The 15,349-nt window shown below is 42.1% G+C and carries 13 protein-coding genes and 2 pseudogenes; 4 read left to right on the forward strand and 11 right to left on the reverse strand.

The window, feature by feature from the left end; genetic code table 11:
- Positions 1-9: 9 nt before the first annotated feature.
- Positions 10-2,511, reverse strand: coding sequence for a type VI secretion system Vgr family protein (locus tag AM629_RS16020; protein ID WP_072161907.1), 2,502 nt, complete (start codon positions 2,509-2,511; stop codon positions 10-12).
- 510 nt (positions 2,512-3,021) lie between these two features.
- Here AM629_RS16020 and AM629_RS16030 point away from each other — a divergent pair.
- Positions 3,022-3,420 carry a hypothetical protein gene (locus AM629_RS16030; RefSeq protein ID WP_054480267.1) on the forward strand — a complete coding sequence of 133 codons (399 nt, stop codon included), beginning with the start codon at positions 3,022-3,024 and terminating at the stop codon, positions 3,418-3,420.
- 386 nt (positions 3,421-3,806) lie between these two features.
- On the opposite strand, the gene AM629_RS16035 is transcribed toward AM629_RS16030, so the two are convergent.
- From AM629_RS16035 to AM629_RS16050, 4 genes are all read right to left on the reverse strand, one after another.
- Positions 3,807-4,730: a GNAT family N-acetyltransferase gene (locus AM629_RS16035; RefSeq protein WP_083451942.1), complete on the reverse strand. Its 924-nt coding sequence runs from the start codon at positions 4,728-4,730 to the stop codon at positions 3,807-3,809.
- The gene (locus AM629_RS16040) at positions 4,727-6,004 is read right to left on the reverse strand and encodes a phenylacetate--CoA ligase family protein (RefSeq protein WP_054480268.1); all 1,278 of its coding nucleotides are present in this window, start codon (positions 6,002-6,004) and stop codon (positions 4,727-4,729) included. The genes AM629_RS16035 and AM629_RS16040 overlap by 4 nt, the downstream gene beginning before the upstream one ends.
- Positions 6,005-6,283: 279 nt before the next feature.
- On the reverse strand, positions 6,284-8,692 hold the full coding sequence (locus AM629_RS16045; protein ID WP_054480269.1) for an acyl-CoA reductase: 2,409 nt from the start codon (positions 8,690-8,692) through the stop codon (positions 6,284-6,286).
- A 7-nt stretch (positions 8,693-8,699) separates the two neighbouring features.
- A complete protein-coding gene (locus AM629_RS16050) occupies positions 8,700-9,827 on the reverse strand; it encodes a LuxE/PaaK family acyltransferase (RefSeq protein WP_054480270.1) in 1,128 nt (375 codons plus the stop codon).
- 1,114 nt (positions 9,828-10,941) lie between these two features.
- Between AM629_RS16050 and AM629_RS16055 the strand changes: the two genes are divergently transcribed.
- Both AM629_RS16055 and AM629_RS16060 read left to right on the forward strand, forming a co-directional pair.
- Positions 10,942-11,286 carry a hypothetical protein gene (locus AM629_RS16055; RefSeq protein ID WP_054480271.1) on the forward strand — a complete coding sequence of 115 codons (345 nt, stop codon included), beginning with the start codon at positions 10,942-10,944 and terminating at the stop codon, positions 11,284-11,286.
- A 347-nt stretch (positions 11,287-11,633) separates the two neighbouring features.
- Positions 11,634-11,885: pseudogene (locus AM629_RS16060) on the forward strand (ISKra4 family transposase); the annotation flags it as partial.
- 27 nt (positions 11,886-11,912) lie between these two features.
- Here the strand turns inward: AM629_RS16060 and AM629_RS16065 are convergent.
- Together AM629_RS16065 and AM629_RS16070 are read right to left on the reverse strand one after the other, a co-directional pair.
- Positions 11,913-12,329, reverse strand: a complete 417-nt coding sequence (locus AM629_RS16065) for a helix-turn-helix domain-containing protein (RefSeq protein WP_054480273.1) — start codon at positions 12,327-12,329, stop codon at positions 11,913-11,915.
- Positions 12,326-12,637, reverse strand: a complete 312-nt coding sequence (locus AM629_RS16070) for a type II toxin-antitoxin system HigB family toxin (RefSeq protein WP_054480274.1) — start codon at positions 12,635-12,637, stop codon at positions 12,326-12,328. The genes AM629_RS16065 and AM629_RS16070 overlap by 4 nt, the downstream gene beginning before the upstream one ends.
- 134 nt (positions 12,638-12,771) lie before the next feature.
- Between AM629_RS16070 and AM629_RS23050 the strand changes: the two are divergent.
- Positions 12,772-13,194: pseudogene (locus AM629_RS23050) on the forward strand (IS30 family transposase); the annotation flags it as partial.
- Here AM629_RS23050 and AM629_RS16075 read toward each other — a convergent pair.
- The 4 genes from AM629_RS16075 to AM629_RS23985 form a co-directional block, all read right to left on the reverse strand.
- Positions 13,168-13,605, reverse strand: a complete 438-nt coding sequence (locus AM629_RS16075) for a hypothetical protein (RefSeq protein WP_054480275.1) — start codon at positions 13,603-13,605, stop codon at positions 13,168-13,170. The pseudogene AM629_RS23050 and the gene AM629_RS16075 sit on opposite strands and share 27 nt — an antisense overlap.
- Before the next feature lie 31 nt (positions 13,606-13,636).
- On the reverse strand, positions 13,637-14,458 hold the full coding sequence (locus tag AM629_RS16080; protein WP_054480276.1) for a cyclase family protein: 822 nt from the start codon (positions 14,456-14,458) through the stop codon (positions 13,637-13,639).
- Positions 14,451-14,702: a hypothetical protein gene (locus tag AM629_RS16085; RefSeq protein WP_054480277.1), complete on the reverse strand. Its 252-nt coding sequence runs from the start codon at positions 14,700-14,702 to the stop codon at positions 14,451-14,453. The genes AM629_RS16080 and AM629_RS16085 overlap by 8 nt, the downstream gene beginning before the upstream one ends.
- Before the next feature lie 234 nt (positions 14,703-14,936).
- Positions 14,937-15,349: 4'-phosphopantetheinyl transferase family protein (locus AM629_RS23985; protein ID WP_200905772.1), on the reverse strand; the 413-nt coding region annotated here is incomplete at its 5' end.

The following is a 15,349-nucleotide window of genomic DNA, read 5'->3' on the forward strand; positions in this document are numbered from 1 at the left end:
CTTGGTATGTCAGATAAAAATACTTAAGCCACTGAGACTCAGACTCAGTGCTACCGCATTGATATTTATCTGTCCCAAGCTAAGGTTGAGGGTATTGGTTGACATATGGAGCGTGGTATTACCGATGTTCAGCATATTATTTGACATCACCACCCCCTCATTTTTCATAGCAATAGAGGAGTTGGTGTAATTGAGCATGTTGACACTCTCCGTCGTACCACAAACAGTTAAGGTATTGCCGGCATGGGTTTCTATGTGACCCTCAATCTTATGCTCCATATCTTTTGTTTCGATGCACACCTTACCGCCACAATTAAGATGAGCGTCGGCATCTGCCTGAATTTTCAGGTCATCTTTAACATGTTCTTGCCAGCTACCCTCAATACTTCGCGTTACTGCGCCCTTAATTTCTACTTTCTGATCTTTATCCACGCATCTGCTATCAACACCGTTGATCTCGACACTGACTCCCTTCTTGTAAATCACTGAGGTTGGAATTTTCTGTTGCTGTTGCTGCTCAGATGCTTTCTGATCCGCGATTTCCTCTGGTGTCAGCCCCTGTAATGTCATCAGCTTCTTCTGTGCCTGATTATTGAGATCGCTGCTTTCTTTGTTGAGATACAGGCTGTCGCCGTAGATGATTTGTTTACCCGCGTCGAACAGAATATTGCCCCGTGCATGATAGCTGATGTTTTCCCCAGCATGCTGGCTAATACTCTGACTGACCTGTGTCTCTGATTTACCGTGGATACGTTCATACCTGCCACCCGCAATAAAATCTGCGCGTCCACCGACACCGATAACGGCAGTTTTCCCTAACAGGAAGGTTTGAATATCTGGCATCGTTTTCAGAGTGTTGCACATACCATAATGCTTGAAATGGGTTTCGCCTTTTATCTCCTGAGCTAAAGCACCATCAACAGTAATATTTTTATCGTGCTCAACCGAAATATTCATGTCACGTTCAGCGTGCATAGTGAATGACTCACGCCCAGGAGCATCTTCGAGAAACAGAAAACTGGCATTTTCTACTCCGCCCTTCTTACTGCGGCTCATAAAACCCATCCGAGTCGCATCATCGGGTAACTGCCAAGGCGGCATACACTCTTCGTTATACACCCGCCCAGTTACCAGCGGGCGATCGGGATCACCGTTAATAAAATCAACCACCACCTCTTCACCGATGCGTGGGATTTGTAAGCTGCCATATTTCCAACCCGCCCAACTACTGGAAACACGCACCCAGCAAGAACTGCGATCATCTGGCTGACTGTATCTGTCCCAACGGAATTTCAATTTGACGCGACCATATTTGTCGGTCCAGATGCTTTCTCCTGCCGGACCCGTAACTTCCGCCGTTTGGGGGCCACAGGTTTTCGGCCAAGGCGTTATCCGCTGTGGACGCCAGACAATATCAGCCGGCACCGCGCGGAAGGTGGCCTGAAATGGCCCTTTATCCTGATGACACTTGTCCAATTCGTCATACAGCGTACAGTCATACAATTCATACTCCACATGTGTGACAAGAAAAGCGTCTGAATCCGATGGAAAAGGGCTATTTTGCAGGGTAAAACGACTTCCCGGCGCCACTCCGCGCGCCGTGGTATTGCCATACATCTGTTGTTGCTGCGCTTTAAATGCCTGTTGACGAATTTGCGCATAAAATTGACCGTGCTGATTGTCGATATAACGTCCCGGCCATTCGAAAACATCAGCCTTATTAGCTGCAAACGATGCTGGATTACGACATACCTCTAATAAATGCGCCCGTGGTTTACGGAAATCATAATCATCTAACGTGTAAACGCGAGGCGTAATTTCTTGTGCCGTATTCCAACAAGTAATACCTTCATGATGATCAACCACACCCGGTTGCGCAGCTAAATAACGAATTTGAGCATAAGCATCATTAAATGGCCGATGTGCATTCGGGGAATCAGCCAGAATTAAAGTATGCCCCTCTTTCTGATGACTGAAATAATAATAAATACCTTCATGCTCCATTAATCGACTAATAAAGTCGAAATCACTCTCCTGATATTGAACGCAATACTCCCATTGACGATAATGGCTACTGAGACGGTTTTCAATATTGATATTATATTTTGCAAGCAGGCCAGCAATAATATCCGGCACGCTCTGTCCCTGCCAAATATGACAATCACGGTTCTGCGTCAAATACCAGAGAGAAGGATGTAAGGTGAAGATATATAATTTATCCTTTCCTTCCTGCAAATAATGTCCAGCATATTCAATACGCGTAATATTACCATGCAAGAAACGGCAACCACCCTGTATCAATGGTATCTCCAGAGATATTCCCTTACCCAACAATGATTTCATATCGAGATCATTACATGGACAAAGAAACTCCACTTTAAACTGATACAATTGCGATAACGATTCGCTACCCGTTAATTTTCTGAAACGCAATTTATCGCCATTAGGAATATTACGCGGTATATTCGCAATAATGCGGACATCTGTACGATAATCGGATGTATGACTCATCATAATCTTCTCCAATAAAACAGGCCCGTCTTACCATCAATGGGCGTCGCTCGCGCTGATATCTCAGGCGATAATAAGCGATACAGACCCGAGCAGAACATCAGGTAATAACATGAGATTTATTTTTCAACTTTCAACGCTTAGTTTTTTTACAGATAACACCGTTATCAGGTATTCAACGGATTGAGACAGATGCGCAATATACTGATATTAACCACTGACATTTGATATTGGTAAATCAAGGAGCTACCTGATTACCCACACAGTATTACCAAAACACAGTAGTGACAAATATGGAGAAAAAATATGTTTCGTAAGAAATCAAAAAGATCCACGAGATCGATAACATCGAATCAAAACTCAACGCGGTCATTTTATTATGACAGCCCGGCATTATTCGACAACCCAGCGAGTCTTTTGTATTCAGAATATTACTGGTTTCTGGCAGATTTACCGGATCAATTACAAACCGAATTGGCAAAGCTACACCAAGAAGAATAAGGAGCAAGAATGAAGCGGCTATCCATCATCAGCGCTTGCGAAATGACACGTAAGGCATTTTTATACTTGCTAACACCGCACGTCGACGTACTCCATACATATTCATCACCATCAGAATTTGCAGCCGCCAAAGACGAACCGTATGGTTTTATATTATTGGATATCTGCAATCTTAACCGGGAATGGTTAAGTGAGATAGCTGAGTTTTACCAGCAACATCATTGGTTATCTGACTGGCATCTTGGCTTGTTAATTGATCCCTCATATGCAACCAACCGGATAATAACGGAGTGGCCAGGTACTCGCAAAATATTTAATCTAAAACAACCTGTACAGGCATTATATGATGAATGTCTCGCGTGGATACAAGAAAACGATGATTGCCAAACGCCGAGGCATGGGTGCTAAAACGATATATATAGAGCAATACAGTGGTTTGAATGGTGACAGAGATAATTTGAGTGTCTTTAAATAATGCTATCTGGATTATTTTTACCTGGGAAATCTATTATTGCCGAGAGAAGTTATATAATAATAAATTTCTTATAATCTCGACTTCGTTATATTGAACAATCACATATAATATAAAATTCACTTCAAAAAAGTGTCATTAGCAATATATTAAAATAGACATCAGGGTATCGCATTGCAGAATAATAGATTACCTGTAAAGAAACATTCCGAGCGAAAGACACAAAAAAACCTACTGCCAAAAAGTAGGTTTGTGATTAATCTGTCAGGCCCTTTAAGCTTTAACAGATTTCGCTAAATCATTTCCGGTCATGGCTGACGGACTATCCAACGGCGCAGGCAAACATACTTTGCTGGTGCAGACTACGGGCAAGCTGACAACTTAGGCTCAATTCTTTCCTACTGTGCCCCCGAACCAGCAAAGCCTCCCAACGATGATGATGACCGGGTACAAAACCAGTACAAGCAAACCCGGCCTGTTGCAAAATTTGCATAGCCTGAAGAGTGCCCTCCCCTACCGGGAGTTTCACATAGACCAATTTGCTAGCCGGTAGCTCTGCCACCTCTTTTATCCGCTCAGTTGTCTGTTTTTCTATCCACACTTCCAACCTTTGACCATGACTAGTCATGCTGATCTCTGCCTCAACTGCCTCCTCCGGTTTTAGAGGCTCCTGACCAAATACTTGAGTCACCGATTTCAACCACTTTTGCCAACCTGAAGGCCAGTGTAATTCAGGAAAGGGCCAACTTTGTAACGGCAGGCAACCCAAGACTATGCTTTCAGGATACGTTTGATCAAATGGTGATGTTACATAGTCCGGCAGCAGGCCGGTGGTGTGAAAGCCCAAGCTTTGGGCTAAACGCTGGCTGTGATTATGTGACGATACCTGCTTGATAGTCAGTATACTCAAGCCCATTTCTCTAGCCTGATCGCACAAATATTGCCCCAATGCAGTGGCGATACCCTGACCACGTATCTGTGGATGTACCGCGATAAGCGCGAGTTCAGCGCTTAACGGACAACGATCATTCCGCCATAGTGCCGCATGTCCCAACACTTGGTCATCCTGTACTGCAACGGCAGAATACCAATGTTTTGCCGCATTATAGCGGCCAAGCATAGTTGGCAAATAAACTTCCGGGTAGACATAATCTTCTCCATAGACCACCCGGAATAAGGCGCTGACACCGGTGGAGTCCTCTTCCCTGAATAATCGAATCAATGGCATCACTGGATTTATGCTCATGCTGCCTTCTCTTCAACACAATAACCACGATGATCAACCACACGCATCAGCTTACCGGAGCGTGGATGAGTCAGCATATTTTCGAGAGCACAGTCAACCACTTCGACATACAGTCCCCCTTGACAGCATAGCTTGGCTATCGCAGGTTGCGCTGCCAGAAGTGCCTGATGGATTGATACTGTAGATGTAGATAATGTTGATGATTGATCTCTGGCTAACAGTAGTTTTATCTTATCTATACCATCCTGACGGCTCAGCAATAACTGCCAGGCAAGTATTCCTGCTTGCTGTTGCAGTAAATGAGCAATTTGGTCTGGAAAAAGAGACAAAGTAGACACTCGAACTCGATGAGCACTTCCCGCTCGTCCCTGCAAAACGAATTTACGATGCGGCTTCCCAGGTGCCTCACACCAACAAGCCATATCACCCGTAGGGTAACGGATAACCGGCATCAGACGCCGTTGCAAGTTGGTAACAACTAACAGGCCATTCTGCCCAGGTACGGTAATAGGCTGACCACTAGATTCATCGATAATTTCGACAATCGTCTCAGTATCAAAAACTCGATGTTCTCCGTGACAGCAATCTGGAGCCGCTGCCCCAATGAGGCCAGCATCAACACTGGCACAACCGATTGAGCCAATGCGTGCATTAGGGAACACAGTACTCAGCAATGTTAGTTGTTCCGTAAACAGGCTTTCACCACCGTACAACAGGCGTTCAATATTCGGCATGGATTGGTCAAGCTGTTGCAAAGTGCTGGCAAAACGTAGCAATTGCACAGGCACTCCGGCCAGAACATTGATGCCCAGACTGACAACAGCGTCAGCCAATGCCTGATCATCAACTGAACAAGTGAACGGATACTCTACCACTGGCACCGGTGAGTAGGACAAAGCGCCATGAATAAACAACAAACTAGTATATAGATCACCGGCAAAAAATAGATTAGCAACACGGTCACCGGGCTGTAGTTGCTGCGCCAGTCCCTGACCAAATGCCCGCACAAAAGCACGCCATTCGTCACAACTGAACACCGACAACCTTCCCTCACTGGTAGAGCCACCGGTTTTGAAAACATGACCGCCGTTGATAGGGCCGGTCAATACCGGCCAGTTTTCCAATGGTTGCGACTGCTGCCAGTAACTAGCAGGATCGATTAATGGCAAATCAGTCAGCGTCCAGCCGGAACGAGGCAAATCACGGTAAAGATCCCGAAAGAAGGGCGCATGATCGCGGGCATATTCAACCAGATCGTGTAATGGTAATGTCATGATTTATTCAACAAATAATATTATACCTGTTATCTTTCAAGTTGCCTCTTTGTTGGCTGCTCTCACTCACCCTGGTCACAGAGTTATCTATACCCTTCATCTTTCAAGCTGCTGCTTTGTTGGCTGCGTTCACTTACCCCAGTCACATAGTTATCTATGCTCCTGGGGATGCGTTCTCTTGCCGCCGCACTGCAACTTGAAATCTATTGGGTATATGCTCCCGGGGATTCGCTCCCTGGCCGTCGCGATGCATCTTGAAATCTATTGGGTATATTGGTCTCAGAGTCGGTAATCCAGCACTAGCGGCGTTTTGCCACTTTGCGGATGATGACGGAATTGCCCAATTGGCGTAGGAATAACGTTCAGTTGCAATAATCCACCGCTGACAACTTGATTTAGCATCCTACTATGTTGTAGCAGATGCATACGCACCTGATCAGCATCCCCATCGGCTAATATATGGATATACTCATAACCATCAGATTTTCCTCCTACCAACCATTGCACTGGAAACGCCAACCCAGCTGATAATTCTGTCGGATTCAGGAAAATAGAACCTACCCGTATCAATGCACCATGACGCCCCTCCAGTTTAAAACGTGGAGCTGGCAATCCGCAGGAACAGGAACCCGGCAGCCAGTGACCTAAATCACCTAAATCGTAACGCTGAATCAACTGTCCTTCCCGCGCCAGAGGGGTGAACACCAATCGACCTGTCTCACCGTTCGGGACAGGCTGATCACTGTCCAGAGCCAATATTTCCAACCACTGAATGCCAGATAACAGATGGAATTCTCCACCGTGGCAACAGGTACAAGCATGACCCAATGGACCCGCATCCACTGACCCGTAAATTGCCGAGCGGATCACCTGTACACCAAAACTAGACAGAAACTGACGCCGATCTTCGCTAATATGCTCACCGCCAGTAAAGACTTTGCGTACACCACCATAAGCACGCAACGCGGCTTCTTCACATTCAAACAATTGGTGTATAGTGCTTGGCATCCCCACCAGCGTATTGACCCCCTGAGTGACAATAAAATGCCTGATTTGGCTAAAATCATCGTCTAGCGGACCACCCATCGGGTAATGCGGCACAGATAATTTATCCAAGATAGTGAAAAAACTGAGCATACCGCCATAAAGATTACCGCCATACAGCAAATTCATTACCCGATCCTGAGCCGGGTCCAAACCAGCGGAAAACAAGCCATCTGCCGCAGCCTGCATCTGGCTGTGATAATCTCTGTGGCTGAACCCTGCCAGTTTGGGGGCACCGCTACTGCCACCACTGCGGAAAAACAACTGTGCTTTCTCAGTGACACCATTTTGCTGAAACTTGGCTTTATCCATCACGGGAATCCCGGTCAATTCTGGCGGATTAACCCACAATTTATCCAATGAGACATGGCCCGGTAGTTGCTCAGCTTTCAAGCTGACAGAAACACGTCGTGCAAGCCGAGTCAATGCATAAACACCATCATGTGGTTCGCCTTCATAGCCATCGTGCATAGCGCCAACCTGACATATGCGAGTCACTCCAGCGGTCAGCAACTGGCGACTAAGCATCGTCAATTCATCCGTTCTGACTATCAGACCACAGCTTTGTAAATAGGGGCGCCACGGCAACAAAATTTCTACTAATTTTGCCCGCGGTGCTGGACGAATTTGCAAAGTACGGTATAACGGTGATGACACCAACTCCTGCCTCTGTATCCAGGCTACCCGCCATCCTTCCCCCTGTTCTACCGAACCCGTCAGACCAGCAAAAGCTTGGTCCAACTGCAAAAACGCCATCTGACTGCTGATTTCAGCCGCTGCTTGTATATCGGGCTGTAACGCTGACCATACTGGCGCCCGCCGAGCCAAGGCGGTAGCCATAGCACTCACCACCTCCCGCAAAACGTTCTCGTCAGTGCTGTCTACCAACAAACACTGTGGACTGGAACACGCCTGCTGATCAAAACGGCAAATATCATCAGCTAACGCATCGTAATCAGCACTCCTGGCAGCTACCGGATCAAGATAGGCAAAACTGATACGATGTCCCCAGTCTATCCAACGGCAACCGGGCCGCAATTGGCTACGGATAGCGGTCAATGCGGCATTACTGCCCCAAGCTGAAACCGCATCAGCACAATCCAGTAACTCTGACAATTGATCAGACGGTAAAGGCAATACAGATACATAAGATGCTAACTTACCGCTAAGATCATGACGCAAAAATTCCGCCAGCATTTGCGCATTAAGACCGCGATCACTGCTACTAGGACGCAACCAGTTGACATTACCAACCAGCAAACTTTCCAGCACCGCCATAAATGGCAGCAACGGAGCATTGGCTGGCGTGATGTGCACCACTAATCCTAAAGGTTGCCAAGTTTCAAAGCGCGGCTGTGTATAATCAAAACGGCGCAAGGAAAACGGCTGTTCTCCCAACTCGTGTCGCAACTTTGCTTCCAGTGAATCACGATGACAAAAACTGCGTAAGGTATTGATTATGGCAGTATCCAGCCCAAGTTTAGCCGCGACAGTATCGAGACTGTCGGCAAAGCGCCCAGCACATTCCAATACCTGTTGTACGTTTGGGGGACAAGCCAGCGTCTCAGCAAGATTACTTTTAACTTCAGCCAGTACAGCAGCAGGCTCCAAGTCAGAGATAACCTTACCATTAATTAAATACATTTCAGGACTACTCCTTTATCAACTCAGAAGCGGCAATCGCACAACTGCGACTTTTACTTATACCGGCACGCCCCAGTAACTCAAACCAATCGGTAGCCAATCCACAACCACATTCAGCAGCTGGATGCAGCACAGCTAAATCATTTACCACGATACTGTGGGCTGGACTGGAAGTGATATAAGGTGATATCAGATGCAAAAAGCCGGGCTTACCATAGGATTGGACTGCCATACTGGCCGTATCACGCACATAAGCACGAGCATAAACCGGCACATGAAAATGATGATTTCGGCACTCAACATAAGGCACCGGATGTTCAACCGAGCCATAACCATCCCGGCAACGCTCATCAGGAATACCCAGTTGTTCTCCTAAACGCTGGTATAGCAAAGATCTTGGAATCTCTTTATCAACGTGCGTTTTCCAGCCACCACCTAAAAATACTAATGACTCAGGATGCAGCTGCATCGGAGGCAAACCCATTTCCTGCATCCGCTCCAGTGCAAACCAAAGGAATGCCGGAAAACCCAGCATACGTACTGGCAGCCCTTGCGCCGCAAACTCCTGCAAAGATCGGATCACACCAAATGGATCAAATTCATTGCCTTTTCCGTTATGGCGCAATGCATAACAGACTTGCGCCACTGGTGCATATTTACACAGATACTGATCGGTATAAGCGGTTCCCAGAGTAATTGTTCCGGCAGGTTCATAACTCAGCAGCAAATAATTGCAGGGCTGTTGTGGCGTATGCCAACCGTAATACTCGAAAATACGTTCAACCATATTCTGAGCGGCACTGATACTACGTGCATCGTAACGCATACGGCTTTTTTGACCTGTTGTCCCGGATGAGGTTAATTCCAGCGCATCCTTACCGGAAGTACTGAGCAACAATTGCTGTTTGAAATAATTAGCGAAAATGGGTGGCAAACGCGACCAATCGTTCAGTTTCTCTAGTTTTTGAACGTCAAAGCCGCCTGCTTTCAGCCACGGGTAATAACCGGGAGTGTTTTCACAATGGAACAACGTCAGTTCAAGCATGGCCGCATCAAACCGTCGATCGCAATCACTATCGGTACGATAAGGGTGATCAAGTGCGCAAAGAGCGTCAACATAAGCAAGAGAAGTCAAAAGTCATCTCCAGAAAAAAAGAAAAAAAGAAAAAAAGAAAAAAAGAAAAAAGGGCATTTACTCCCTTAAAATAATAAGCAAGCAGTTTCACCAGCCAGCAGGTAAAAACCCAAATAGCCAAACAAAAAAATCATTGCATAGTGAACACAACTACTTAACCAAATGAAAATAAACCAGTGCATAGGGAAAACTAACATTTAAGCTTGTTAATTCCTTGTAAACAAAACAATAAAAACACAACAATTATGATTAAATATACCCAATAGATTTCAAGTTGCCTCTTTGTTGGCTGCACTCACTCACCCCGGTCACAGAGTTATCTATACCCTTCATCTTTCAAGCTGCTGCTTTGTTGGCTACGTTCACTTACCCCAGTCACATAGTTATCTATGCTCCTGGGGATGCGTTCTCTTGCCGCCGCACTGCAACTTGAAATCTATTGGGTATATGCTCCCGGGGATTCGCTCCCTTGCCGTCGCGATGCATCTTGAAATCTATTGGGTATAACAACATTGACAATGCCAAAAAAGCAAGCAACCCATGATGCTTTCAATACAAAAAATCTATTTGATAAACATAAAATCCCTTTAAAAAAAGCCTATTAGAAAAACAAAAACATATCCCTATACATACGATAGAAACTAGTTTTAATATTATTAATTTCCTTACTTAATTAATTATTCACGTTAATATGCATTAATTAACATAACTCCTGACAAGAAATAAAATACTCTTCAATAACAATCAAGTAAGAATTATTATAAGTTATACCATATATAATTACATTTCAATAAAAAATCACAAAGTTTTACTGTGGTAAAATCGCAATAATACACAATATACAACTAACATATTAAATATTGTTACTATTTACCATTTTATTTACACTGTTTTATATATAATTACAAGTATACCCTTCATCCTTCAAGTTGCTGCTTTGTTGGATGCGTTCCCTTGCCGCCACGCTGCAAATTAAAATCTATTGGGTATATTTCTACTATACTTCTTACTGTAGTTATTGCATTAACAGCCATAAAAATAGAAGTTATAAAGATATAATAGCGATTTTCATCATGGTCACTAATTTTATCTATTTATTTATCAGGAGCATAAGATGAAAGAAACTGAAAAAAAAGAAAAGGGTGAAATGCTTGATAGTAACGATCATTTCTTTTTTGTTGTTAATCTAACAAACGAAAATTTAAGGGGTCAGGTGATTTGGAGTAACTCTGAAAATACCAGTGCTCTTGATGTCAGCGGGTTAAGACCGGGAACGGCTTCGCTTCTTCAAGGGTTCTACCCAGCCAGTTGGAAAACTGATTATTGGCAATGGACTGAAAGAGGAAGAAAATATCAATTAGATTGCTATGGTAGCGATATATATGTCTTGGTTGTCATTAGCTACTATGGCATTAGTGTATTACCCACTGCAACCAGCCCTGATACATGGGGATGGTAATTCATCTTCCACATGATTATTTATTCAATGTAGAATTAATCATGTGGAAAATATAAACAGTAGACTCTACCTTAAAATATAAATCGAAGCCGGAGAAACAGTATATTATGATAAAATCATAATCTTTGTTGAACTGGCTTGAAGTTTTATATTCTCGAATATCCCTCATTGAGCATCAATAACGCAGTTAATCGACGGGAATAGTTCTTATCATGGGTTTCATGGATAAGTTTTCTCATTATAATCTTGTTGCGAAAAATCTTTATGCCAGTATTGGTTTCGTTGAAACGGGAAAATTGATGTGGAAGCAATAGCAAGGATATTGGAGTCTCACCTGAAACAGCATTTTTGGCGAAATGTACCGATATGGCGAGCCGATTTCTTCATCATTTGTTGAATCGACGATCAATGAAGTTATCGCTAAACGGATGGAAAAAAAGCAGCAGATGCAATGGAGCCAACAAGGTGCGCATTACTTACTCCAGACACGCACAGCAGTACACAATGATGATTTGAAAACCCCATTTGAGCATTGGTATCTGGGCATAAAATTAGGTCATGAAACGGAGCACTATTGGACAGAATCGGTTACCGCATAAGTGCCCCAAGATTTTTATGCTCACCAATTAATCAATAAAAACGCTAACCGGTACACCAAAGCGAACTGAGAGTTTACGCATAGCTTCAAGCGTTAACGAACGTTTACCTTTCAAAATACGACTAACAAGGGAACGCGTCCCTATTTCGTCCTTAAAATCAGTCTGATTCAGGCCGTACTGATCCATCAATGTACGCAGAATTGCTACACCGCTTTGTGTGCTGGCAATACGTTCATTGAACGCTGTAAACTCTGGTGCACGACTTTCATAGGCATCAATTTTAGCCGTAAGCATATCGACTAGCGGACTATCTGGATTGTGCTCGACCAGATATTCTACCAGCTTCACAGCCTCATCATAATCTTTGCGGGAAGTGCTGCCCCCTAAGAGAGGGACAATGCTTACCAGACCATTTGCTGCCTGAATTGCTTCGTTGATCATCATTCTTTATTCCTCCGGTAATAATCCGTCAATTTGTCATATTCTGCATGGGTTGATATATGCTTGATAAAAATTTTCCCACGCTCAAAATCTGCAAAAAACATCACTCTTAAATTATTGCCGCCAACATCAATGACCCACCATTTTTCCCGATATTTCATCCGATCCAGACTAGGGAATACGCACTTCATTTCATCTGGAGAACTGAACTTTAAACGCTGCAACGACTTATATAGATCATCAAGTGCGGCGGAACTATTTGGATAGCGGCGTGTAGCTAAATCAAACGGCTCCCTTGAAATAACATGCATTTCCATACTCCATTGTTTCCAATCTGGAAACAGTATACCGTAGGTTTATTATGTTGACAATATGGAAACAAATTATTCTACAGGAACATGGCTGACTTCCGAAATGGAATCGTTTTCATCACAACAAAAGCTAGGAAGACAAAAAAAGTGTTTTATTAACTCGGGTTGACCGCAAAACGCTGTATACCATTATTGTTAAACTTGATAGCAAGCAGGCATCAAAAGTAACAAAAGCAGTAGTGAAAATATTATTCCAGTTAAAACAAATGGTTAATGCCATCACATTCGATAACGGTTTGGAGTTCGCAAATCATAAAATCATGAGTAAAAAATTAGAAATGCAAATCTACTTTGTTCCCCCTTACTCTTCTTGGGAAAGATAGGTAAATGAGAATATCAATGGATTAATCAGACAATACTTTCCAAAAGGAACTGATTTTGATGAAGTCTCTGATCAGGAGATAAATTTTGTGGTAAACCGATTAAATCATCGTCCCCGAAAAACACGGAGTGGGAAAACACCGTATGAATTATTTAAGGGAATACGAACATGTTGACTTCCGGATTAACGATGTTGCACTTATTATGTGAATCCAAGTAGTTTTTAAAATACTCCCTGTTCCACCACCAATAAAAATTGTCCGAATTAATCCAGTTTTCCATTTAGGATACTGAGCCCATTTTTTCATATCTTTGAGAAGAGCGTACACATACTTATCTTCACGATTATTGTTATCACTTTCAGATAATATGCTGACAAAATAAGGACACGATTTACATTGAGTTCGGCAATATGGAATACTGATATAAAGTACGAAATCTGTACCTTCTTGTTGTAGATTCAGATATTCATTAACAAATAACTCTCCCTCCATATCATTTTTATGTAATCCAGGCGGATATAAAATAAATGGAAGGTAACATTTCCTTGGATAAGGCTTTAATTCTTCTATATCTTTTATGATCATATCTCCTCCAGATTTATCAAATAGCTATACATTATTTATTAAAGATTGCAACAACTCTACTCCATGAAGCATCTGCTTTTTCTAATTTTATTGGAAAACAGCATATTTTAAATCCATAGGGTTTAGGAATACTACTTAAATTACAAAGTCGTTCTATTTGTAAATAAGGATAATCTCGGCCAATAAAATGAGAAGGCCATAAGAAATTTTTATTCCCCGTTTTCTTATAATCGTTAATCATATCTATAAATGGCCGATCAAAACTAAATGCATCTGTTCCAATAATCTTCACTCCTTGCTCAACTAACCACTGAACAGCATTACTTTCAATAGCTCTATAATTAGTAAAGTAAGATTTAGATCCTATTAATTTATCAGCCCCAGTACTTATAAGAACAATATCATTTTCACTTATTTGATAATTAATCTCGTTTAACTTATTTTTTATCGCCTGTTCATCAATTAGCTGAGCATTATAACTAAAATCAAGCAATACACCATTACTATAAAACCAATCTAAAGGAATATCAGTAATTGTTGCCGGTTGATCTTGTCCTTCATGCCATCCATAGTGATAAGGTGCATCAATATGAGTGCCGGTATGAGTTGTTAATTGGTAATGCATAAGTGACAATCCCATACCATCAGGGAAATCATTATGATCAATAATCCACTTTGAGCGTTTAAATAATTTTATGAAGATCCTTTTCCACCATGAACTGGTATGAAAATATAAATAACTCTCACCTAACTTATTGGCGCCTTTTCTGTGATCTATTATTTTCCTCTTTACGTTTTCAGGTTCCCAAAAATCACAATCTACAGGAACACTTAAATCAATAATATCATTCATTTTTATCTCTTATAATTTCAGAGTAATTAATTTTCTTAATAACAGGCATAGAAACCATATCTTTTTGAGAAAGGGAGCAAATAAAATTCTTATTATGAATTAAGAATGTATTTTCTCTCAGCTTTTCCACATTATTAACAGCAACACGACTATTAACCAATAACTCTTGATGTAAAGTAGAAGAAAATAATTTTATATAAGCTTCAAACCTGACCCAATAAGACAATGATATTATACCCTTCATCTTTCAAGCTGCTGCTTTGTTGGCTGCGTTCACTTACCCCAGTCACATAGTTATCTATGCTCCTGGGGATGCGTTCTCTTGCCGCCGCGCTGCAACTTGAAATCTATTGGGTATAAATGATAATAATTCTTAAACCCTAAATAGCTTTCCAAAATAGTGCTACACCTTACACACGCTACATAACATATAACTCTATGTATAACAATTGGTTGAAGAAAGCTACGTGTAGCAGAATTATGAAACCTTATTTAGACTTTCTTCAACTAATTGTTCTGACATTATATCATTCATATATTCTAATTCATGTTCCTTAATAAAACACTCAATAATTTCTGAGGTTTTTATTTTAGAAGGAATGACTTCAATATCAACCCCAATTTCCTTTGAACTAAAAGAAATAGCACAATAATTTTCCGAAGCACTCAATGAAAAATGGTATTTCAGGTCTTCCTCTGTGAATATATAAGGTTTTCCGTTATCGTCTATTATTATCTCATAATCAGATAGATATTGATTCAAAACATAATATAATGCAACTCTTCTAAATATAAATCTTTTCCGTCTATCAGCTAAATAAATATGATTATAATGAATCAATACATTATTAATAGTTCCCAACAATATATTATGTAATAACTCCCCTAAAT

Origin of the sequence: Photorhabdus heterorhabditis (assembly GCF_001280945.1) — a bacterium.
GTDB lineage: Bacteria > Pseudomonadota > Gammaproteobacteria > Enterobacterales > Enterobacteriaceae > Photorhabdus > Photorhabdus heterorhabditis.